Source organism: Streptomyces sp. Ru73 (assembly GCF_002920575.1).
GTDB lineage: Bacteria > Actinomycetota > Actinomycetes > Streptomycetales > Streptomycetaceae > Streptomyces.
Map to the genome: position 1 here is coordinate 102,281 of NZ_PQSQ01000002.1, position 22,430 is coordinate 124,710.

17 protein-coding genes and 1 pseudogene are annotated in these 22,430 nt (G+C 73.1%); 10 read left to right on the top strand and 8 right to left on the bottom strand.

The features are described from left to right. Window positions 1-107: 107 nt before the first annotated feature. From C3486_RS01530 to C3486_RS01550, 5 genes are all read left to right on the top strand, one after another. Complete coding sequence (locus C3486_RS01530; protein WP_103830671.1) at window positions 108-1,403, top strand: sugar ABC transporter substrate-binding protein; 1,296 nt, start codon at window positions 108-110, stop codon at window positions 1,401-1,403. Further along, window positions 1,400-2,398 (top strand): carbohydrate ABC transporter permease, encoded by a 999-nt coding sequence (locus C3486_RS01535; protein ID WP_103830672.1) that lies wholly within the window; start codon window positions 1,400-1,402, stop codon window positions 2,396-2,398. The genes C3486_RS01530 and C3486_RS01535 overlap by 4 nt, the downstream gene beginning before the upstream one ends. A 19-nt stretch (window positions 2,399-2,417) precedes the next feature. After that, a complete protein-coding gene (locus C3486_RS01540; protein WP_103830673.1) occupies window positions 2,418-3,317 on the top strand; it encodes a carbohydrate ABC transporter permease in 900 nt (299 codons plus the stop codon). 6 nt (window positions 3,318-3,323) lie between these two features. After that, window positions 3,324-4,601 carry a Gfo/Idh/MocA family protein gene (locus C3486_RS01545; RefSeq protein WP_103830674.1) on the top strand — a complete coding sequence of 426 codons (1,278 nt, stop codon included), beginning with the start codon at window positions 3,324-3,326 and terminating at the stop codon, window positions 4,599-4,601. 378 nt (window positions 4,602-4,979) lie between these two features. Next, the gene (locus C3486_RS01550; protein WP_103830675.1) at window positions 4,980-6,143 is read left to right on the top strand and encodes an NAD(P)/FAD-dependent oxidoreductase; all 1,164 of its coding nucleotides are present in this window, start codon (window positions 4,980-4,982) and stop codon (window positions 6,141-6,143) included. An 88-nt stretch (window positions 6,144-6,231) separates the two neighbouring features. On the opposite strand, the pseudogene C3486_RS01555 reads toward C3486_RS01550, so the two are convergent. Continuing rightward, window positions 6,232-7,124 (bottom strand): annotated as a pseudogene (locus C3486_RS01555) (NADP-dependent oxidoreductase). Window positions 7,125-7,194: 70 nt separating this feature from the next. Here C3486_RS01555 and C3486_RS01560 point away from each other — a divergent pair. The 5 genes from C3486_RS01560 (at window position 7,195) to C3486_RS01580 (ending at window position 14,756) form a co-directional block, all read left to right on the top strand. Next, on the top strand, window positions 7,195-7,797 hold the full coding sequence (locus tag C3486_RS01560) for a TetR/AcrR family transcriptional regulator (protein ID WP_103830676.1): 603 nt from the start codon (window positions 7,195-7,197) through the stop codon (window positions 7,795-7,797). A 170-nt stretch (window positions 7,798-7,967) separates the two neighbouring features. After that, a complete protein-coding gene (locus tag C3486_RS01565; RefSeq protein WP_107501205.1) occupies window positions 7,968-10,124 on the top strand; it encodes an NB-ARC domain-containing protein in 2,157 nt (718 codons plus the stop codon). A gap of 119 nt (window positions 10,125-10,243) precedes the next feature. Then, complete coding sequence (locus C3486_RS01570) at window positions 10,244-11,266, top strand: mechanosensitive ion channel family protein (protein ID WP_103830678.1); 1,023 nt, start codon at window positions 10,244-10,246, stop codon at window positions 11,264-11,266. Between the two features lie 221 nt (window positions 11,267-11,487). Beyond that, a complete protein-coding gene (locus tag C3486_RS01575) occupies window positions 11,488-14,022 on the top strand; it encodes an SCO7613 C-terminal domain-containing membrane protein (protein WP_103830679.1) in 2,535 nt (844 codons plus the stop codon). Window positions 14,023-14,096: 74 nt separating this feature from the next. Beyond that, a complete protein-coding gene (locus tag C3486_RS01580; RefSeq protein ID WP_103830680.1) occupies window positions 14,097-14,756 on the top strand; it encodes a phosphatase PAP2 family protein in 660 nt (219 codons plus the stop codon). A gap of 7 nt (window positions 14,757-14,763) precedes the next feature. Here C3486_RS01580 and C3486_RS01585 read toward each other — a convergent pair whose 3' ends face one another. From C3486_RS01585 to C3486_RS01615, 7 genes are read right to left on the bottom strand one after another with little or no spacing between them, the layout of a single operon-like run. Beyond that, complete coding sequence (locus C3486_RS01585; RefSeq protein ID WP_103830681.1) at window positions 14,764-16,089, bottom strand: glutamate-1-semialdehyde 2,1-aminomutase; 1,326 nt, start codon at window positions 16,087-16,089, stop codon at window positions 14,764-14,766. Continuing rightward, window positions 16,086-16,649: a dTDP-4-dehydrorhamnose 3,5-epimerase gene (gene rfbC / locus C3486_RS01590; RefSeq protein WP_103830682.1), complete on the bottom strand. Its 564-nt coding sequence runs from the start codon at window positions 16,647-16,649 to the stop codon at window positions 16,086-16,088. The genes C3486_RS01585 and rfbC overlap by 4 nt, the downstream gene beginning before the upstream one ends. Next, window positions 16,646-17,866 carry a polysaccharide pyruvyl transferase family protein gene (locus tag C3486_RS01595; RefSeq protein WP_103830683.1) on the bottom strand — a complete coding sequence of 407 codons (1,221 nt, stop codon included), beginning with the start codon at window positions 17,864-17,866 and terminating at the stop codon, window positions 16,646-16,648. The genes rfbC and C3486_RS01595 overlap by 4 nt, the downstream gene beginning before the upstream one ends. After that, window positions 17,863-18,810, bottom strand: a complete 948-nt coding sequence (locus tag C3486_RS01600; protein WP_103830684.1) for a glycosyltransferase family 2 protein — start codon at window positions 18,808-18,810, stop codon at window positions 17,863-17,865. The genes C3486_RS01595 and C3486_RS01600 overlap by 4 nt, the downstream gene beginning before the upstream one ends. Further along, on the bottom strand, window positions 18,807-20,114 hold the full coding sequence (locus C3486_RS01605; RefSeq protein ID WP_103830685.1) for a hypothetical protein: 1,308 nt from the start codon (window positions 20,112-20,114) through the stop codon (window positions 18,807-18,809). Before C3486_RS01605 ends, C3486_RS01600 begins: the two co-directional genes overlap by 4 nt. Beyond that, entirely contained in the window at window positions 20,111-21,406 is a 1,296-nt protein-coding gene (locus tag C3486_RS01610) for a DUF4910 domain-containing protein (RefSeq protein ID WP_103830686.1), read from the bottom strand. Before C3486_RS01610 ends, C3486_RS01605 begins: the two co-directional genes overlap by 4 nt. Next, the gene (locus C3486_RS01615; RefSeq protein ID WP_103830687.1) at window positions 21,403-22,428 is read right to left on the bottom strand and encodes an NAD(P)-dependent oxidoreductase; all 1,026 of its coding nucleotides are present in this window, start codon (window positions 22,426-22,428) and stop codon (window positions 21,403-21,405) included. The genes C3486_RS01610 and C3486_RS01615 overlap by 4 nt, the downstream gene beginning before the upstream one ends. Between the last annotated feature and the right edge of the window lie 2 nt (window positions 22,429-22,430).

Below are 22,430 nucleotides of genomic sequence, written 5' to 3' on the forward strand. Positions count from 1 at the left end.
TCCGGATCACTCGGCGGTGGGACGGCGCCCCCACGGACGGCCTCCGCCGGTTTCGCGGCCTCCCCCGTGTGGTGGGGCCGACGGCACCGCCCCCAGGAAGGCTCCGTGTGCGTAGACGTTCCCTGCTTACGGCGGCCGCCGTCTCGGCGCTCGCGGCGGCCCCGCTCGCGACCGGCTGCGGCCCCACCTCGGCCTCGGCGTCCGCCGGCGGCTCCCGGCGCGGTCATCTCACCTATGGCGTCTGGGACGTCTACCAAGTGCCCGCCATGAAGCGGGTGGCGCGGGAGTTCGAGCGCTCCCGGCCGGGGGTGACCGTCGACGTGCAGCTCACCCCCAACGGCACGTACTGGACCAAACTCCGTACCGCGTGCACCGGTGGTTCCGCTCCGGACGTCTTCTGGATGAACGGCCCCAACTTCGGCCTCTACGCGGACGCCGGGCAGCTCCTCCCGCTGGCGACCGACGGTCCCGACGCGGTGCTGCGGCCCGCCGACTTCCCGCCCGACCTCGTCTCCCTCTACCGCTGGAAGGGCACCCAGTACGGCGTACCGAAGGACTTCGACACGGTCGCGCTGTGGTTCAACAAGGAGATCTTCGACCGGGCCAAGGTCGGCTACCCGGACGCCACATGGACCTGGCAGGACCTGATATCCACCGCACAGCGGCTCACCGACCGCAAGCGGGGGATCTACGGCATCGGGGCCCCGGTCCGCGCGCAGGAGAACTACTACAACTCGATACCGCAGGCCGGCGGCTGGGTCATCTCCCCCGACAAGACGCGCTCCGGCTACTCCGACGAGCGCACCCGCGAGGGACTGCGGCTGTGGCTCGACCTGATACACCGTTACGGCGCCTCGCCGACCCTGCAGCAGATGACCGACACCGACCCCACCCAGATGTTCCAGTCCGGGACGCTGGCCATGACCTATGAGGCGTCGTACAACGCGGCGACGTTCTACGCCGACCGGGAGCTGCGCGCGAAGGTGGACGTCGCGCCGATGCCCAAGGGGCGGCACCGCGCCACCGTGCTGCACGGACTGGCCAATGTCATCTACGCCCGCACCCCGCAGCCCGAACTGGCCCGGGACTTCGTACGGTTCCTCGGCAGCGAGCACGCCTCGCTGCTCCAGGGCAAGTACGGCACCGCCATCCCGGCACGCAACGGCACCGCCGAGCCCTGGGCCGCCGGCATGCCGCGCTTCGACCTCCAGGTGTACCTGGACGCGCTCGACTACGCGGTGCCCTTCCCCATCTCCGCCAACACTGCCGCCTGGTCGCACAAGGAGCAGATGTGGCTCGCCAGGGCGTGGAGCGGTGACGAGAGCCTGAACGGCGCGACCGGCTCCCTCACCACCGCGATGAACCAGCTCCTCGCGCAGGAGAAGAAGGGCGGGTCCCGATGAGCCTCGATGTGCGTGCGGTGTCCCCCGTACCAGGAGGGCGTATCCCGCCGGATGCCGCGGGTGCCGTGGACCGGCGGGCCGTGCGCCGCCGTGAGCGCCGCTTCCGGCACCGGGACAAGTGGTGGGGGTACGCGCTCATCGCCCCGGCCGGACTGGGGCTCGCGGTCTTCTACCTGTGGCCCGTGGTGCAGACGGTGTACTACAGCCTCACCCAGTGGGGTGCCTTCGGCGGGACGACCTGGATCGGACTGGCCAACTACCGCACGCTCGTGGGCGATCCGGAGTTCTGGCAGTCGCTGGCCAACACCGGCGTCTACACCGCGCTGGTGCTCCTCGGCATCCCGCTGTCGATGGTGCTGGCGGTGCTGCTCAACCTCAGGGGCCTGCGCGGCACCGGCTTCTACCGCACGCTCTACTTCCTGCCGGTGGTGACGATGCCCGCCGCGGTCGCGGTGGTCTGGCGCTGGCTCTACAACGGCGACGTCGGCATCCTCAACCACGCACTGTCAGCGGTCGGCATCGACGGCACCCACTGGGTGTCCGACCCGGACACCATCCGCTTCGCGGTCGCCGTCGTCGGCGTGTGGATGACCGTCGGGTACAACATGATCCTGCTGCTGGCCGGTCTGCAGAGCATTCCGAGCGACTACTACGAGGCCGCGTCGCTGGACGGTGCGGGGCGGGTCCGGCAGTTCTTCTCGGTCACCCTGCCGCTGCTGAGCCCCACGCTGTTCTTCACCACCGTGCTGTCGGTCATCCAGTCCCTGCAGGTCTTCGACCTGGTGTACCTGATCATCGGTGCCAACACGCAGAACTCGCTGCAGAACCCGGCGTACGGCGAGGGCCAGACCGTCGTGATGCTCTTCTTCCAGAAGGCGTTCTTCGACAATCAGCGCGGCTACGGCGCGGCGATCGTCTGTGTGCTGTTCGTCCTGATCATGGCGCTGACCGCCGTCCAGTTCCGGTTGCAGAAGAGGTGGGTCCACTATGCCTGAGGCGACACGGAGCACCGGTATGCCTGAGGTGACACCGGGCACCGGTATGCCTGGGGCGGCACCGGGCGCCGGCAGGCGTCCGGCCTCCTCCCGGCGCGGGAAGCGGGAGGGCGCACTGTGGCCCGCCCACGCCGTCCTCGCGCTGGGTGCGGTGATCACCGTCTTCCCACTGGTGTGGGAGGTGCTGACCTCCTTCAAGAGCTTCGGCGAGTCCGTACGAGTGCCGCCGACGATCCTCCCCGCGCAGTGGGACTGGTCGAACTACGCCAAGGTCTTCGAGGCGATTCCGTTCGGGCAGCAGTTCGTGAACACGGTGCTGATGGCGTTGCTGCGCACCGCGGCCCAGCTGCTGCTGTGCGCGATGGCGGCCTACGCCTTCGCCCGCATCCGCTTCCCGGGACGCGGGGCGATCTTCCTCGGGTTCCTCGCCGTACTGATGGTGCCGGGGCAGCTCTTCCTGCTGCCGCAGTACCAGATCATGCAGAGCCTCGGCTGGCTGGACTCCCTGCAGGCGCTGGTGGTCCCCGGGATGTTCTCCGCCTTCGGCACCTTCCTGCTGCGGCAGTTCTTCATGGGACTGCCGGAAGAACTGGAGGAGGCGGCGCGGCTGGACGGCGCCAACCCCTTCACCGTCTTCTGGCGGATCGCCCTGCCGCTGGCCCGGCCGGGGCTGCTGGCCCTGGGCATCCTCACGTTCCTGTGGTCCTGGAACGACCTGATGTGGCCGCTGATCGTCAACAGCGACCCGGCCAAGATGCCGCTGTCGGCCGGGCTGGCCTCCCTCCAGGGCGCCCACCTGACCGAGTACCCGGTGCTGATGGCCGGGTCCCTCCTCGCCACGCTCCCGGTGATCGTGGTGTTCGTCGCGATGCAACGCCAGTTCATCCAGGGCATCGCGTTCTCCGGAATGAAGGGCTGAGCACAGATGACCGACACCCCGGCCGCACCGGCGGACCACGTCGCACCGGCGGACCAGGACGCGCCGGCGGTGCAGGACGCGCCGGCGGGCCGCTCGCACACCCGCGACCTGCGGCTGGGCGTCATCGGGCTCGGGCTGCGCGCCACCCTGGCCAAGGAGGCGCACCGCCCCGGCGAGGGCTCCGTGGTGGTGGCCGCCGCCGACACCGCGCCCGGCATGCACGCCCGGGCCCGCGAGTGGTTCGGCGACGACGTCCACGTCCACCCCGACCACCACCGGATGCTGGCCGCCGAGGACCTGGACGCGGTCTTCCTCATCACCCCGGACCACACCCACGAGGCGCTCGCGGTCGACCTGCTGGCCGCCGGGGTCGCCGTCTTCGTGGAGAAGCCGCTCGCCATCACCACCGAGGGCTGCGACCGCGTACTGGAGGCGGCGCGGGCCAGTGGCTCCCGGCTGTACGTGGGACACAACATGCGGCACATGCCGGTGGTGCGGGTCATGCGCGACCTCATCGGGCGCGGCGAGATCGGCGAGGTCAAGGCCGTGTGGTGCCGCCACTTCGTGGGCCACGGCGGTGACTTCTACTTCAAGGACTGGCACGCCGACCGGCGCAACACCACGAGCCTGCTCCTGCAGAAGGGCGCCCACGACCTGGACGTCATCCACTGGCTGGCCGGTGCGTACACCGAGCGCGTCACCGCACTCGGCGGCCTCACCGTCTACGGCGACATCACCGACCGCTCGGGGCAGGCCCCCGGTGCGGTCATGCCCGACTGGTACGACCCGGAGCGCAACTGGCCACCGCTGTCCCTCACCGGCCTCAACCCCGTCGTCGACGTCGAGGACCTGTCGATGATGCTGATGCGGCTGGAGGGCGGCATCCACGCCAGCTACCAGCAGTGCCACTACACGCCCGACTACTGGCGCAACTACACGGTCATCGGCACCGAGGGCAGGCTGGAGAACTTCGGCGATCACGGGGAGAGCGCCGAGGTGCGCGTGTGGCGGCACCGCAGTGGTTACCGCGCCGATGCCGACCTCGTCGTACCGATGCCCTCGCCCGGCGAGGGCGGGCACGGCGGCTCGGACCCGATGCTGGTGGCCGAGTTCCTGCGCTTCGTCCGCTCCGGCGGCCCGACGGACACCAGCCCGGTCGCCGCCCGCGAAGCGGTCGCCGCCGGCGTCGCGGCCACGGAGTCACTGCGGTCCGACGGCCGCCCCGTCACGGTGTCCCGGATCGCCCCCGACCTGGCCGCCTGGTTCGCACGCGGCCAGAGCTGACCGCGTCACCGGGGAAGGGGGCCGGGGACAGCGCTGGGGTCAGTGCCGGGGCCGGTGTCGGTCCGGCGTGCCGGTATCGGGTCGGTGCAGCGGCCGCTATCGGTCCGGTCTCGGGGCCCACGTCGGTCCGGCGTGTCGGCGTAGAGGCCGGTATCGGTCCTGTGTCGGATGGCTGTCGGACGGCTGTCGGTGGTGGTCGGACCTGGTCGGTGGTCTGTCGGTGAGCTGCCGACGTCGGCCGGGACAGTGGAGCCGGCCGGCGCGGCCTCAACGGCGCCTGCCACCGCACCGCATCGTCCCGGCCCACTGGACGGCGCTCCCGGCATGCCCTGCCGGGTGGCGTCCGACCAGCGGTCCACGACCAGGAAGGAAGCCCCCATGACCACGGACGTCACGATCATCGGCGCCGGGCTCGGCGGCCTCACCCTCGCCCGCGTCCTGCACCTCAACGGAATACCGGCCACGGTCTACGAGGCGGAGGCCTCCCCGACGGCCCGCGCGCAGGGCGGCATGCTCGACATCCACGACTACAACGGTCAACTCGCCCTTCAGGACGCCGACTTGATGGACGAGTTCCGTGGCCTCATCCTGGCGGGCCGGCAGGCCATGCGAATCCTCGACCCGGACGGGACCGTCCTCTTCGACAAGGCCGACGACGGCACAGGGGGACGCCCCGAGGTGCAGCGCGGCGAGCTGCGGCAGATCCTGCTCGACTCGCTCCCGGCCGGCACCGTCCGGTGGGGGCACAAGGTCCGCGGCGCCCGCACCCTCGGCGAGGGCCGCGACGCCCGCCACGAGGTGACCTTCGCCGACGGCAGCACCCTCGACACCGGCCTGCTGGTCGGCGCGGACGGCGCGTGGTCGCGGGTCCGGCCGCTGCTCACCACCGCCACGCCCGAGTACACCGGCAAGTCGGTCGTCGAGACCTACCTGTTCGACTCCGACACCCGGCACCCGGCCGCCGCGAATGCGGTCGGCGGCGGGTCGATGATGGCCCTCACGCCGGGCCGGGAGCTCTTCGCCCACCGGGAACGGGGCGACACCCTGCACGCCTACGTGGGGCTGACCGAGCCGCGGGAGTGGTTCGACGGCATCGACTTCTCCGATGCCGCGGCGGCCACCGCACGGATCGCCCGCGAGTTCGACGGCTGGGCGCCGGAGCTCACCGCGCTGATCACCGACGCCGACGTGGCGCCGGTCCTGCGCCCCCTCTACGCCCTGCCGGCCGGGCACCGGTGGGACCGGGTGCCGGGCGTGACGCTGCTCGGTGACGCCGCGCATCTCTCGGCCCCCAACGGCGAGGGTGCCAACCTGGCCATGCTCGACGGCGCCGAACTCGGCAAGGCGCTCGCCGGGCACCCCGACGACACCGAGGCCGCGCTCACCGCGTACGAGCAGGCCATGTTCCCCCGCAGCGCGGAGGCCGCCGCCTTCTGGGACGCCGAGGTGCACGGGGCCGACCCCGCCAACGGCGACCCCGACGTCCCCAAGGGGAGCAACCCGGTGCACGACCTGATCGCCGCGTTCACCCAGCACGGGTAGGCGCACCGAGGCAGGGGCCGGCCATCGCCGGCGAAGCGGCCGCGCGTCGCCCTCGCAGTCCGCTCCGAGGACCACGCGCGGCCGGCCTTCAGACGACCAGGACCCGCCGCCCGCGCGTGTGACCGGCACGGCTGTCGACGTGCGCGGCCGCGGCCTCGGCGAGCGGGTACGCCTTCTCGACCGGGATGCGGAGCTTCCCCCGTGAGATGAGGCCGACGGCCTCGGCGAGCGCTTCGGGCATGCTCCCGGCCACGCCGGAGAACCGGACGCCGAACTCCGGCGCGGCGAGGTCGGCGATGGAGACCACCTTCCGCGGGTCCCCGGTCAGCTCGACGAGGTCACGGATCACGCCCGAGCCGGCCAGGTCCAGAGCCGCATCGACGCGGCCGAGCCGCCGCACCCGCTCGACCCAGCCCTCGCCGTACGTGGTGGCGAGGGCACCCAGGCTGCGCAGGTAGTCCTGGTTGGCGGCCCCGGCCGTGCCGATCACCGCGATGCCGCGCTCGCGGGCGATCTGCAGCACCGCCGATCCCATCCCCCGGACGCGCCGCTGACCAGCAGCGTCTGTCCGGGCTCCACGCCGACCTCACGGATGACGCGCAGCGCGGTCTCCACCACGGAGGGGTACCCGGCCGCCTCTTCGAAGGTCAGCCCCTCGGGCATGCGGGCCCAGGCCGACAGCACGGCGAACTCGGCATAGGTGTCCGCCCCTTCGCCGAAGACGCGGTCACCGACCTCGATCCCTTCGACGCCCTCGCCGACCTCGTCCACCACCCCGGCGGCGTCCAGCCCGACTCCGGCGGGCAACTCGATCGGATGGGCCTCCAGGAACTGCCCTTCACGGATTCTCCAGTCGACGGGGTTCACGCCTGCCGCCCGTACGGCGATGCGTATCCGGCCGGGGCCCGCGTGGGGCTCCTCGGCGTCCACCAGCCGCAGCACGTCCGGACCGCCGAACTCGGCGAAGCTCATCTTCTTCATGCGGCCGACCGTAACACTAACGGTTAGGGTTTTGGAACGGTTACGGCTTCGTATCTGATAGCGTCAGCGCATGACCGTGCCCACCGGACGCCGTGAACGCAAGAAGGCCGCGACCCGCCAGAAGATCGCCGACGCCGCCCTGCGGCTCTTCCTGGAACGCGGGTACGACGCGGTGGGCATCCGTGACGTGGCCGCCGAGGCGGACGTGGCCGTCACGACGCTCTTCTCCCACTTCGCCTCCAAAGAGGCGCTGGTGTTCGAGCAGGACCAGGACTTCGAGCGGCGTCTCACGCAGGCGGTCACCGAACGGGCGCCGGACGAACCGCTGATCCCCGCGCTGCACCGTGAGGTCCGGGCCCTCGTACGCCACTGCACGTCGGACGGCGCCGCCCCTGTCCGGCGCATGATCGACGCATCGCCGGCGCTGCGGGAGTACGAGGAGTCGATGCGGCTGCGCCACGCGGAGTCGCTGGCCACGGCCATCGCCGCCGATCCCGGCCTGGCACGGACCCCAATGGCCTGCCGGACGATCGCGAGGTTCGCGATCGACGCCTACTCACTGGCCTGCGACGCCGCCGACCCGGAAACCGCGCTCGACGAGATCTTCCACATGATCGAGGCAGCCTGGACCGCCGCCGGCCCCACAGAACCCATCGGCCCGACCGGCCCGTAACCGAACTGCCGGGCAGAGGCTTGCAGGGCGGGGCACCGGCTTGCCACTGAACGTACGCAGAGCGCACTGCCGCAGTCAGCCGTCGTCATTGTCGGTCGCTTTCCTGCTCACCGTCACGCCGGGGGGCCGGGAGTCGGCAGGCTGCTCCCCTTCGGACCGAGGGGGCGAGCGTGACCGGGCGGAGGCAGCACGCGGGGAACCTGCCTGCGGAGGCGACGGAGCTGGTGGGGCGGTCGGCCGAACTGGCGCAGATCCGGCGGCTGTTCGGGGGTGCCCGGCTGGTGACGCTGACGGGTGTCGGCGGAGTGGGCAAGACCCGGCTGGCGCTGCGGGCCGCGTACGAGGCACAGCCGTCCCCGCGGGACGGGACGTGGTGGGTGGAGCTCTCCCCGCTGCGCCGCGGCAGCCTGCTGGCGCACACCATCGCCGAGGCGCTGCCGCTGGCGGACCGGTCGACACGGCCGATGATCGACGTGGTGGCCGACTACCTGGCGGAGCGCGAGCTGCTGCTGGTGCTCGACACCTGTGAGCATCTGATCGACGAGTGCGCGCTGACCGTCGAGACGCTGCTGGCAGCGGCGCCCGGGCTGCGCATCCTGGTGACCAGCCGCCGCCGGCTGAACCTGTTCGCGGAGCAGCTGCTGACCGTCACACCGCTGCCCGTACCCGGCCTGCCCGGCCCCCGGCACACGACGGGCGGTGAAGCGGACGCGGTCGCCCTGCTGGTGGCACGCGCCGCCGAGGCCGTACCGGGATTCACCGTAGCCGACGCCGGCCACGCCGACCTGGTCCGGCTGTGCCGCCGGCTGGACGGGCTGCCGCTCGCCATCGAACTGGCCGCCGCCCGGCTGCGCGACCTGTCGGTGACCGAGCTGACCGACCGTCTGGAGGACCGCTTCGCGGTGCTGGGCGAGACGGAGCAGGCCGTGTACGAGGCCGATCCGCCCTGGCACCAGGCGCTGCGGACCGCGATCGGCTGGAGCCACGAGCTGTGCAGTCCGGCGGAACGCCTGCTGTGGGCGCGGCTGTCGGTGTTCGCCGGCTCCTTCGACGCGGAGGCGGCCCGGCAGGTCTGTGCCGACCAGCGCCTTCCGGACCACACGGTCCTCCCCCTGCTCACCGCGCTGGCCGACAAGTCGATCCTGATCTGGGAGCCGACCGGGGCCGGGGAGCGCTACCGGATGCTGGACACACTCCGCGAGTACGGGGCCCACTGGCTGCGCGGTCTGGGCGAGGACGCGCAGGTGCACCGGGCCCATCTGCGCCACTACCTGGCGGTGGCCCGGCACGCCGACGCCTCCTGGATCGGTCCCGACCAGCCGGCCTGGCACGACCGGCTGACCGGCGAGCACGACAACTTCCGTGCCGCCATGGAGTTCTGCCTGACCCGGCCGGACGGCCCGCACGACCACTCCGCGCTGGAACTCGGCGGGGCGCTGTGGGTCTTCTGGTACCCCTGCGGGCACCCGCAGGAGGGCCGGCACTACCTGGAGCGCGCCCTGGCCGCGGACACGGAGCCCAGCGCGGTGCGCGATCAGGCGCTGTGGGCCTGTGGCCTGGCGATGGTGGCGCAGGGCGACGCCGAAGCGGCGGCCGCCCTGGCCCGTGAGTGCGAGGCCGCCGCCGGGCAGCTCGGCGATGAAGACGCGGCGGCCCATGCGAGGGTCATCGCGATGTGTGTGGCGGGGATACGGGGTGAGGCGGACGAGACGCTGTCGTTGGTGCGGAGTCTGCTCGCCGGGCAGCGAGGCGCGGAGAAGCCGACCTTCCCCCTGCTCATGGCACACCTCGGCCGCAGCCACGGGCACAATCTCGCGGGCCGGCACGCGGACGCCGTGGCCGCTCTGGAACAGCTGCGCACCGTCTGCGACCGGCACGGCGAGCGATGGGTACGCGCCTGGGGCGACATCTTCCAGTCCCAGGCGGAGCTGGCGCGCGGCCGGTTCCACGCCGCGCAGGTCCACGCCCGGGCCGCGGCCGAGGTCAAGTACCGGCTGCACGACCCCCAGGGCAGCGCCTCGGCCGTCGACGTCCTCGCGTCCGCCTCCTGCGGCCTGGGGCAGGAGCGGCGCGCCGCCCATCTGCTCGGGGTGGCCCAGCAGATCTGGGACACGCTCGGCCGCCCGCAGGCCGGCGTCCCCGAATGGGTCGCCGCCCGCCGGGCCTGCGAGGAGCAGGCCCGCGCCGCACTCGGCGACGACGCCTACCAGGCCGCGTTCGACGCCGGTTACCACGCCGATCTGCACGCGGGAATCACGTACGCCCTCACCCGGCACGGTCCCCTGGCACCGCCCAGTGGGCACGGCACGCGAGACCGCCGCGGCTGAGACGGCGGTCGGCCGGTCGGCCCGCCGTGGCTCCTCGGGCTCTTTTTGACCTTGCTCAGGGGCACAACTACGTTCTACGCGCCGAGTAGCACGTACCCCGATCCTCTGGAGCAACTCCCGTGTCACCCCTAGACGCATCCGCGTCTCACGTACTGAGCAGCGGCGTCCCCGACCAGGTCATCGCCGTCCCTGGCTGGGTCCAGGAAAACGTCGACACCTTGATAGGCGTACCGCTGCGCATCCTCCTGATCATCGCGGGGGCGGTCATCGTACGAGCGGTGGCCAAGCGGGCGATCGACCGGGCCGTGCAGCGCATCCTGCAGCCCGGTGACGGGGACAACGAGCCGCGCCGCACCGGCCGCGGCCCCGCCGTCCTGCAGCGCGATCACTCCCGCGCGAAGGAACGGCGGCAGCAGCGCGCACGCACCATCGGCACGGTGCTCAGCAGCATCGTCACCGTTGTCGTGTCCGTCATGGCGCTGGCCATGGTGCTCGACCAGATCGGCATCGCCCTCGGCCCGATCCTGGCCAGCGCGGGCGTGGTGGGCCTGGCGATCGGCTTCGGCGCGCAGAACCTGGTCGCGGACTACCTGTCCGGCATGCTCATCATGATCGAGGACCAGTACGGCGTCGGTGACTCCGTGGACCTGGGCGAGGCCATCGGTGAGGTCGAGCACGTCGGCCTCCGCCTCACTCAGGTCCGCGACCTCAACGGCGGTCTGTGGCACATCCGCAACGGCGAGATCCGGCGGGTGCGGAACGACAGCCAGGAATGGGCCCGCGCGGTCCTCGACGTCTCCGTGGCCTACGAGTCCAACCTGGACACGGTCTACAGCGTTCTGGAGGAGACGGGTCACGCCATGCGCCAGGACCCGGAGTTCAAGGACGTCCTCCTGGAGGAGCCGTCGGTCTGGGGTGTGCAGGCCATGGACGCCGACGGTGTCGTCGTACGCGTCGCCGTCAAGACCGCCCCCCTCAAGCAGTGGGCCGTCACCCGCGAACTGCGCCGCCGCGCCAAGGAAGCCCTCGATGCCGCGGGCGTCGACGTGCCCTTCCCCCAGCGCACGGTCTGGATGCGCACCGAGGACAACACGGCAGCGCCCAGCGGCACGTCGGGAGCCACCGCCCCCGCTCCCCGCTGACGGAGCCCCGCGGGCGCGGGAGGTGCTCCGGTGTCCCGGCACCGGCGCGGCGGCGACATTGAGTACGGGTACTCATGCCCGTGGCCGAAAACGCTCCGCATACTCGCGCCATGCGCTTGGAATCTCCGGGGTGCCCGGACTGCGGAACGCCCCTGGGGTCGCCGCCGCCCCTTCGGTGCGGCCACTGCCGACTGCCGCTGACCGGGCCGGACGCCTTCGCGTTGTGGCAGGTCACGAACGAGCTGAGTGCGCTGGACGCACGCAGGCGGTGGCTGGCGACGCGGCACGGTGAGCTGCTGGCCGCGCTGCGGGCACGCCGGGACGCGCCCGCGGAGGTGCCGGTGGCCGCGTCCGCTGGGCTGCCGATGCCCGGCCCCGTGGGCGAGGGCGGCGGCGGTGCGGTGGGCACCTCGCGGCGGGAGTTCTCCGCGCCGTCCGCCCGTACCGCGCTCCTGATCGTCGGCGGAGTGCTGGTGGTCGTGGCCGCGCTGGTGTTCACCGTGGTGAGCTGGGGCCGGCTGGGCATCGGCGGGCGGGCCGCCGTCCTCCTCGCGCTGACCGCCTGCGCGCTCACGCTGCCCCGTCCGCTGCGGCGGCGGCAGTTGACGGCCACCGCCGAGGCCGCGGCCGCGGTGGGCCTCGCCCTGGTGCTCCTCGACGGCTACGCGGCCCGGGAGGCCGGGCTCGGCGGCCTGGACCGCGTCGGCACGGCGGGCTACTGGGCGGTGCTCACCGCGCTGACGGCGGTGGGCGCGGCGGCCTACGGCTGGTGGCAGCGGCTCCGGCTCCCACTGCCCGCGGGCTTCCTGCTGGCCCGGCTGCCCGGCCTCCTGGCCGCGGCCGCCCTGGGCGGTACGGCCGAGGACTACGCGACCGCGCTGACGGTCACGGCCGTTGTGGACTTCGCGGTGCTGTACGTGCTCGCGGCACGCACCGCCGCCGGACACACCGGGTTCCGCGACCGGCTGGGCGGCGAGCGGGCCGCCAACGGCCTGGTCATGGGCGCCCGGGCGGTCGGCGGCGGTGGGGCGGTGCTGGGCGGGGTGCTCGCGGTGGCGTACGCGGTGAGCGCCACGTCGCCGGCCGAGGTGGTGCGTTCCTGGATACCGCTGGGCGTGCTGGTCCTGCTCGGTACGGGGCTGCGGTTCGGCTTCCGCGCGCTGCCGTTCGCGTTGCGCTCGGGTGCCGAGGGCGTGGCCGTCGTGGCGTTCATCGTGGCCGTCGGTGCCGGCTTGGGGTGCCTCACGCCTGCGGGGTGGGCCGTGCCCGGCTACGCGGCGCCGGCGGCGCTCCTCGCGGTGTGTGCGGCGGTGCCGGCCGCTGCCGCGACCGGGGACGCTGCCCGGGTCACGGCCGGGAAGGCGGTGGGCGGGCTGGTCGCTGCCTCGGCCGTCCTGCTGCTGACCGGTGTGCTGGTGCTGCCGGACCTCGCGCACGCCGTCCTCCAGCCCGTCGCACACGGCGTGGCGGTGTGGTTCACCGGCCACGCGTCGTCGTGGAGCTGGCAGCTCGCGTTCCCGCCGCTCGTCGTGCTCTGGCTGGTCGCCGCCGTGCTCGCCACCGTGGCCGTACTCCGTTTCCGTGCCGTCGGCGACCCGCACACGGACCGGCCGGCAAGCGCGCTGAAGACCGCCCAGGCCCTGACCGCCGTCCCCGCGCTGCTCCTGCTGCCGGTGGCGCTGGGGCTGCCGTACCCGTGGGTGCTGGCGGCCGCCGCCGTGGCGGCCCTGGCCGTCGGAGTGGACCTCGTGCGCCGGCCCGGGGCCGCACTCGTACCGCGGCTCCCGGTGGCGGCCGCCACCGGCACCCTCGCCCTCCTGTGGTCGTGGGCCGACCGGGCCGCCGTGCTCGCGGTGTGGGGCACCTTCGCCGTGTCGGCCGCCGTCCTCGCGCACGTCCTGTCCGCACCGGCCGCCCGGCCCGCCGCGCGCGTGACGGCACGTGTCGCGGGCGGCTTCGCCGTACTCGCCCTGGGCGTCGAGGCAGCCGCGTCCGGCACCACGGCCGGCCTGCCCCGGCACGTCACCGCGTTCGCCGTACTCGCGGCCGCGCTCGCCTCCGCCGGTGCCGCGGCGGCCTGGCACCGGGCCCCCGGCCGCCATCAGCTCTCCACGGCCGTCGAGGGTGCGGGGTATGTCCTCGCGGCAACGGCCCTCGCCCTGACGGCATTTCACCCCGACGCGCTCAGCCTCGCCCTCGCCGTGACCGGCGTCGCGGGCCTGGCCACCGCGCTGCGCCCGGACCGCCGCCGCGCCGCACTCGCCGGAACCGCGCTGCTCATCGCCTCCTCCTGGGTGCGTCTCGCGCTCGCTGACGTCACCTCGCCCGAGGCGTACACAATCCCGGTCACGGCGGCCGCACTGGTCATCGGCCACCGGCGCCGCGCGAGAGTCCCGGGAACGGGTTCCTGGCCCGCCTACGGCGCCGGGCTGAGCGCGACCGTGCTGCCCAGCCTCGCCGCCACCTGGACCGACGAGAACTGGCTGCGCCCGCTGCTCCTCGGCGTGGCCGCACTGCTCCTCACGGTCCTCGGGGTGCGTGCGCGCCTGCAGGCCCCGCTGATCGTCGGCGGCGGCGTACTCGTACTGGTCGGAGTCCATGAACTCGCCCCGACCGTGGTGCAGGTGCTCGGCCTCCTCCCCCGCTGGGTGCCGCTGGCCGCGGCCGGACTGCTCCTGCTGCTGCTCGGGGCCACGTACGAGAAGCGGATCGACGAGGCGCGGCGTCTGCGGGACGCGGTGGGCAGCATGAACTGAGCCGCCTCTGCCGGTCCCCGGCCGTACTCTTTCTTCGGGGACGCCACGAAAACATATGAAACAGGGGGCTCGCGGTGGATCGTCTGGTGCTGCGCGCGTGGTTCGGGCCGGTCGCGGCCCTCGCCGCACTGGTGGTCGTCGTGCTCGGGGTCCGGTACGCCGGCCACAGCGAGCCCGGCAGGGTGGACAGGTGGATCGTCCCGCCGACGGCGGACAGTGTGCGGCCGCCCTGGCGGCACGCCGCTCTGGCCATGGACTTCCTGGGCGAGCCCGCCGGAGCGGCGACGCTGGTCGCGGCGCTCGTGGCGGGCTGCCTGCTGCTCCGGCGTCCTCGCGCGGCGGCGTTCGCCGTTGCCGGCACCGGCCTCACGGTGGGCGCTGCAACACTGATCAAGCCCCTGGCGGGACGCACCATCCACGGCGACAACCTCTCCTACCCCAGCGGGCACACCGCCTTCCTCACCGCGCTCGCCCTGGTCGTGGCGCTGCTCGCGACCGGCCGGCTCGGCCTCGGCAGGGCGGCCGGTACGTCACTCGTGCTCGGTGCGGGGCTGGTGGCCGGCGCCGCGATGGGCTGGGCCCAGGTCGCCCTGGGCGCGCATTACCCGACCGACGCCCTGGGCGGCTGGTGCACCGCGCTGGCGGTGGTACCGGCGACCGCGTGGCTGCTCGACCGGGCCGCCGTCCGGCCGGCCGCCCTGAGGGCCGACGCCGGCCGGTACGAACGTACCTGACGTACCGTCACACCAAGCGGCGGAACACGGGTTTCACCGGCCGCCCGGCCAGCCAGGGTGTGGGATCGCCGGCATCCAGCGCCTTCCGGTACACCGCGCACGCCTGGGCCACCACGTCGACGGTGCGGTCGATGTCGGTGTCGTCGAGGGCGCTGCTCACCACGAACGACGGGGCCAGCACGCCGCCCGCGAGGAGCCGGCGCAGGAACAGGGTGCGGTACTGCTGGGACGGCTGCCGGTGCTCGTCGAGGGTGGCGAAGACCAGGTTGCTGGCCCGGCCGCGGACGACGACGTGGTCGCCGACGCCCATGCTCGCCGCGGCCTCCCGGACACCGGCGGCCAGCCGCTCGCCGAGGGCGTGCAGCCGGGCGGTGACGCCCTCCTCGGCGTAGGTGGTCTGCACGGCCATCGCGGCCGCCAGGGAGTGGGTTTCCGCGCCGTGCGTGGTGGACAGCAGGAACACCCGCTCGTCGGCGTGGCGCAGTCCGCCCCGCTCCATCAGCTCCCGGCGCCCGGCCAGTGCGGAGACGGCGAAGCCGTTGCCCAGCGCCTTGCCGAACGTGGAGAGGTCGGGGACGACGCCGTACAGGCCCTGGGCGCCCGCCTCGGACCAGCGGAAGCCGGTGATCATCTCATCGAAGATCAGGACGCAGCCGTGCCGGTCGGCCAGTTCGCGCAGGCCGGTGAGGTAGCCCGGCGGGGGCTCGGTGTGTCCTGCGGGTTCGAGGATCAGACAGGCGACCTCGTCCTGGTACCGGGTGAGCAGTTCCTCGGTGGCGGCCAGGTCCCCGTACGGGAACCGCACGGTGAGCTCGGTGGTCGCGGCCGGAATGCCGGCGGACATCGGCGTGGTGCCGATGAACCAGTCGTCGACGGAGAAGAAGGGGTGATCGGCGCAGACCGCGACGCGCGGGCGTCCGGTGACGGCGCGGGCGAGGCGCACCGCCGCGGTGGTGGCGTCGGAGCCGTTCTTCGCGAACTTCACCATCTCGGCGGTCGGCACGGTGGCGAGGAAGCGTTCCGCGGCCTCGACCTCCACGATGGACGGCCGGACGAAGTTGCTGCCGCGGTCGAGTTCCCTGCGCACCGCCTCGGTCACCCGCGGGTGGGCGTGGCCGAGGCTGACGGAGCGCAGTCCCGAGCCGTACTCGATGTAGCGGTTGCAGTCGATGTCCCACACGTGGGCACCGCGGCCGTGGCTGATGACCGGGGCCAGGTTCTCGGGGTACTGGTCGTCGCCCTTGGCGTAGGTGTGCGCGCCTCCGGGGACCATGGCGTGCAGCCGTTCGTTCGCCTGCCGCGACCGGGGCAACGGGAGCTCTTCGGTGGTCAAGCCGGCTTCACCCTTTCCTTCTGCCGCAGGGCCTCGGCGAGGCGCGGTGCCTCCCGGTCCCGCTGGGACATCGATGCGACCGGCAGCGGCCAGGGAATGGCCAGCTCCGGGTCGTCGAAGGCGATCGTCACGTCCTCGGCCGGATCGTGCGGGCGGTCGATCCGGTACGAGGTGTCGGCGGTCTCGGTCAGTGCCTGGAAGCCGTGCGCGCAGCCCGCCGGGATGTACAGACTCGCCTGCGTCTCGCCGGACAGCTCGAAGAAGGCCCGGTTGCGGTACGTCGGCGAGTCCGGCCGCAGGTCCACGACGACGTCGAAGATCTTCCCGTACGAGCACCGCACCAGCTTGGCCTCGCCGGCGCCGGAGCGCAGGTGCAGGCCGCGCAGCACGCCCCGGACGGAACGGGACACACTGTCCTGCACGAAGGCGTCCGGGTCGAGGCCCACCGAGCGGACCACCTCGGCGTCGAAGGTGCGGCAGAAGAAGCCGCGTTCGTCGGCGTACGGCGTCGGTTCGAAGAGGTGAGCGCCGTCGATCTCCGGCACTTCGGTCGCTTTCACGGGGCCTCCCGCAGGGCGTGGGCATGGTCGGCCGCGGGGAACACGGCCGCGGTCAAGGCGGTGAACTGGTGGGCGAGTTGACGGGCCGCTGCCCGGTTCCGCTCGGCGAGGGTCCGGCGCAGTTCCGGCGCATGCTTCTCCAGGGCCCGGAACTGTTCGAGCAGCCGGTCGGCGTCGACCTCGCGGGCCGGGTGGCAGTAGGCGCCGAGGCCCATGCGGTGCATGAGCGCGTCGCTCTTCGCCGCATAGCTGAGGGCGAGCGCCGGGGTGCCGGTCTTCAGCGCGCAGATGAGGTTGTGGTACCGCACCGCGACCACGCTGTCGGCGGCCGCCATCTCGTGCATCAGGTCGGCCAGCGAGGCCGGTTCGGCGGCGGTGACCAGCGGTGAGTCCACCGCGTCGAGGATCGCGGCGACCACCGACCGGTCGCAGTCGTCGCCGGTGAGCAGCCGGACCGGTCTGCCCTCCTCGACCAGCGTGCGGACGAACCGGATGGTCCCGTCGAGGTAGCGGCGGTATATCTCGTCGGCGCGGGCCCGGTCGTCGTTGCCGCCGTGGAAGTCCATGACGCCGACGCAGACCGTGCCCGGCGAGTCCGCGGGCGCGCTCGTCTCCGGCGTGGGCAGGGAGAACGCGAGGTCCGGGTAGACCTCGTCGCGCGTGGTGTCCACGCCCATCGCGCGCATCGCGTCGCGGGACCGGTCGTCCCGGTACGAGCGGTACGCGGCCAGCCGTGCCGACCAGCGCACCAGGGCCCGGGTCGGCCGGTTGCGGATCTCGGCGGCGCCCACGCTGACCAGCGCGACGCGGGTGCCGAGCAGCCGGCCGCTCGCGCAGAGCAGGAACAGGGAGTACGGGAAGCCCCACGGGCGCAGCGGCAGGGTGGCTTCCAGGACGCCCATGCCCGGCACGATCACCACGTCGTGCCGGCGCACCCAGGCGGCGGTGCGGACGGCGTCGACGAGCTTGCCCAGCCCCTTCGCCGCGATGGCGCCCGCACGGGAGGCGGTCCGGTACTCCGCACGGTTCCAGTGCAGCCGCGTCGCGGGGATCCCGAACCGGGCCGTGACGGCCTCGGGTCCGCCGCAGAGCGCGTCCACGACGGCGTCCGGGTGCTCGGTGCGGAGGTATCCGAGCACGGCCTCCAGCGATCCGTCGTTGCCGAGGTTGCCGGAGCCGAGCAGGCCGAACACTCCCACGCGTGTTGCTCTCGTCATGGCTGCCTCCCCTCCCGGCCGGCGACGAGGGCGTCGACGGAGACGTCGAGCGCGCCCGGGCCGACCGGGGCGCGGTCCTCGACCCGCTCGCCGGCGCCGGGCCGGGCCCGGCTGGTCATCCAGGCGGCCAGGTGGCCGTAGCACGCGCGCCGGTCGGCGGCGGACAGAGGCGCCCGCCGGACCGCCGCGACGAAGCCCCAGACGTACTCGGCGAGCAGCCGGGGCGTCGGGTGCAGCGGGCCCGCCCGGCGCGGGTCGAGGTTGACGCACCGTGCGCGCTTGGAGGGGTTCGCGCGCTCGGCGCGGGTGGGGTGGTCGCGGCGGAAGTACAGCAGCTCGGGGACCTGGTGGAAGGGCCCGTGCAGGGTGATCTCGGCGACGAACGTGCGGTCCGCGTGGTGGTAGCTGTCGAGCGGCCTCACCCGGCGCAGCATGTCGGCCCGCATCACTCCGTAGAAGTCGTCGCCGCCGGGCTCGAACAGCAGGCTGCGGAAGCGCTCAGGGGCGTGCGGCGAGTCGGTGGCGAGCCCGTACTCGTAGGGGACCTTGACCTTGCCGTCGCCGTCGATGACCGCCTGGCCGGAGTGCGCGAGGATCACGTCGGGGCGTTCGTCCAGCGCCTCCACGCAGCGCCGCAGCAGGTCCCGGGCGTACAGGTCGTCGTGCGAGGCCCACTTGAACAGCTCGCCGCGGCACTGGGTGAACACGTAGTTGTGGTTGGGCGTGGCGCCGATGTTCCGGGGCAGCCGGAGGTACCGGATGCGCGAGTCCTCCGCCGCGTACTTCCGGCAGATGTCCTGGGTGCCGTCGGTCGAGGCGTTGTCGGAGATGACCAGCTCGAAGTCCTCGTAGGTCTGGCCGAGCAGCGCGTCGAGCGATTCGGCGAGGTACTCCTCGCCGTTGTACACGGGCAGGCCGATGCTCAGCCTGGGGCGGGCGGTCATGTGGTCCTCACTTCGGGAACGGGGTGGTGGGGGCGCTCGCGCAGCGCGGACCGCAGCTGCAGCCACCAGACGGCCGAGCTGCAACCGGTGGCGAGGGCGACGCCCCAGGCCGAACCGGCCGTGCCGGCCACGGCAGCGCCACCGAGCCCGCCGCTGACGTAGCAGACGGAGGCGAACAGCTGGCAGCGCAGGCTGCGCCGGGCAGCGGCGAGCGCGCGCAGCCCGGCGGCAGCGCCGGTGCCGAGCCCCGCGCCCGCGACGCCGAGGGTCACCGGCACGATGAGCTGGGCGGCGGAGTGCCAGACGTCGCCGAGCACGAGGGCGCCGAGCCGGTCCGGGATCAGCAGCAGCGCCGCGCCCCAGAGCAGCGCGGCGGCGGCCTGCCCGCCGCCCAGCAGGAGGCAGAACCTGCCGAGGCGGTGCGGGGCCTGCCGCAGTACCCGGGCCGCCTCCGCCACGGTGACCAGCGACAGGCCCATCAGCAGCGCGAGGAACGGGCCGAGCAGCAGCTCGGCGCCCCGGACCGCCCCCACGGCGCCGACCCCGACGATCGCGCCGAGCCCGTAAGCGCGCAGCTGGCTCGCGCCGCTGAGGCTGACGTTCTCGACCAGGTACCGGTAGCCGAGGTCGCGCTGTTCGCTCAGCCATCCGCGTGCCCGGGTGATCCGGGGCCGGATGCCGGACTGGACGCAGCCGTACGCGGCTGCCACCGTGGCGGACGCGCCCCAGGCGAGCACGAAGGCGGCCACGCTGCCCACGCGGGCGGCCAGGACCATGGCCGGGACGAGCGCGACGCCCCACACCACGTCGTTGACGAACGCCTTCCGCCCGGTGCCCGCGGCGAAGAACGAGTACCGCCAGGAGTCCTGCAGCAGCAGCCCCGGCAGCATGATGCCGAGGCACGCGAACGCCGGGCCCACGCGGCCGCCGAGAGCGAGGCCGACTGCCAGGCACGCCGCACCGATGGCGGCGCCGACGCCGAGCGCGGTGCCCGACGAGCGGGCCACGGCGTCGCGCCAGGACGCGTCCGGCACGCCGCTGAAGCGCACCACGAGCGGATCGGTGGCGAGTCCGCGGGAGACGTTGAGCACCACGCCGTACGTCACCCAGGCGAGGCTGAACACACCGAACGCGGTCACCCCCAGCTCGCGCGCCACGTAGATGCCCACGGCGAAGTTGCTGATGCTGGAGGCCGCCTGGTCGGCCAGCCCCCAGGACAGCCGGCCGACGAGGGCCCGCCGGGCGCCCCCGCCCTGCGGCGCCGTCGTCTTCGTCTTCGCCCCCTCCGTCCTCATCGGCGTCATGCCTTGATCAGCCCGGCGCCGCGCAGGGCGTCGGCCGCGGTGACGACGGTGTCGAACGGCAGTCCGGACCGCTCGGCGACGTCCAGCAGACTGTGCTCACCGTCGGAGAGGTTGAGCACCCAGAGCATGGCCATCTGGGCCTGCTTGGTGTCGCTGCGGCCGCCGAGCGCGTCGTACAGCCCGCGCCGGCCCAGCTGCGGCTCGCCGTAAGGGCTGAGGTTCACGTACCGCCGGTTGCGGTCGAGGACGGCGAACGCCTCGCGGCAGACGGCGAGCGTGTCCGCCATCGCCTCCGGGGAGACGAAGTCCAGGTTGTCCGCCGAGGTGTGGTACTCGGGGTAGCCGGCGTACGGGGTCCGGGTGAGCGAGCCCACTCCGAGGTCGAACCCGGGCGAGCAGAACTGCCGCTCGTCGTAGCCGTACGGGGTGAACTCCTTGACCCTGTGCGGGCGTTCGGAGACGGCGAGTACGTGCTGCAGCACCCGGTCGATCTCCGCGTCGCCGCGCCGGCTCTGCTTGTACGTGAGTGGCCCCGGGTCGCCGGCGCAGGCCAGCACCAGGCCGTGCTTGACCCGGTCGATCCGCTCGGCGTTGCGGGCGAGCCAGGTGATGGCCCCGACGGTGCCGGGCGCGAAGATGAACCGGTAGGTGTAGTACGGCGTCTGCTGCGCCAGCTCCCGCGCCAGGAACGTCGCCACCGCCACGCCGGCCATGTTGTCGTTGGCCAGCGACGGGTGGCAGACGTGGCAGGAGACGATCACCTCGTCGGCGACCTGGCCGGGGACCACGTGCTCGGCGTAGGTGAGATGCCCGTCTTCCAGTGTGGAGTCGATGCGCACCTCGTACTCGCCGTCCGGCATCGCGTCCAGGGTCTCCTGGGCCAGGCAGAACCCCCACTCCGGCGTGTAGTAGCTGGTGCGGTACGGCACCCAGGACGGGTGCTCCGGCAGGGTGTGCAGGTGCTCCCGCAGCTCGGCCAGCGGCATCGTCGCTGACACCGGCACGCTGTAGCCGAGCACGTGCAGGCTGGAAGCGGCGAAGTCGACGACCCGGCGGCCGGTGGCGTCGGCGATGTACGCGTCCCGGATGTTCCACTCCTGCGGCACCGTCCAGTCGAGCACCTGGGTCCCGGTCGGCACCTCGTGCACCTGCAGCGGGAGGTACTCGCCGACGATGTCCAGGGTGGCGCGCACCCCGTCCCCCGTGATGCTGCGGCAGAGCGGGTACAGCCGCTCCACCAGCGCGTACATCTCCTCGCCGGCCGAGGTCACCGGCGGTTCGGGCGCGGTCATCGGCGCCGCCGGAGGGTGTCGTCGACGGTGCCGGCGTCGGACGCGGCGCGCAGCACGGCGAGGCGGGTGAAGCGCTGCTCGAAGTCCTCCCGGGTCAGCCCGTGCTTCCGGTAGGCGTCGGCGAGTTCGAGTGCGCCCCGCTTCACCGTCCACTCGCAGTCGAAGCCGGGGATCGCGGCGCGGAACCGGGAGAAGTCCACCCGGTAGGACCGCGGGTCGGCACCGGTCTCGCCGGTGATCCGCACCTTGGCGCCGGGCACCGCCTCGGCGACCTGCTCGGCGATCTCGGCGACCGTGACGTTGTTGACCTCGCTGCCGATGTTGAAGGCGCGGTCGTGCACCGCTTCGCGGGGCGCGGTCAGCGCGGCCGTGAAGGCCCGTGCGATGTCGGCGGCGTGCACCAGCGGGCGCCAGGGGGTGCCGTCGGAGAGGACCAGCACCTCACCGGACAGCAGTGCGTGGCCGACCAGGTTGTTCAGCACGATGTCGGCACGGAGCCGGGGCGAGTAGCCGAAGGCGGTGGCGTTGCGCAGGTACACCGGGGTGAAGTCGCCGTCGGCCAGGGCGTGCAGGTCGTCCTCGACCCGCACCTTGGACTCCGCGTACGGCGTCACCGGGCGCAGCGGGGCCTCCTCGGTCACCAGCTCGTCGCCGCCGGCCGCGCCGTAGACGGAGCAGGTCGACGCGTACAGGAAGCGCCGCACTCCGGCGTCGCGGGCCAGCCGGGCGAGCCGCACGGACGCGTGGTGGTTGATGTCGTAGGTGAGCTGCGGCGCCAGCGAGCCCAGCGGGTCGTTGGAGAGCGCGGCCAGGTGGATCACGGCGTCCACCCCGGCCAGGTGGTCGGCCGTGATGTCCCGCAGGTCCACTCGGTGCCCGGACGGGTCTCCGGGCGTCGGGCCGAGGAGGCAGTCGGCGAACAGGCCGGCGTCCAGGCCGGTGACTTCGTGTCCGGCGGCCGTGAGGACCGGGGCCATCACGGAGCCCAGGTAGCCCTGGTGTCCGGTGAGCAGTACGCGCATGG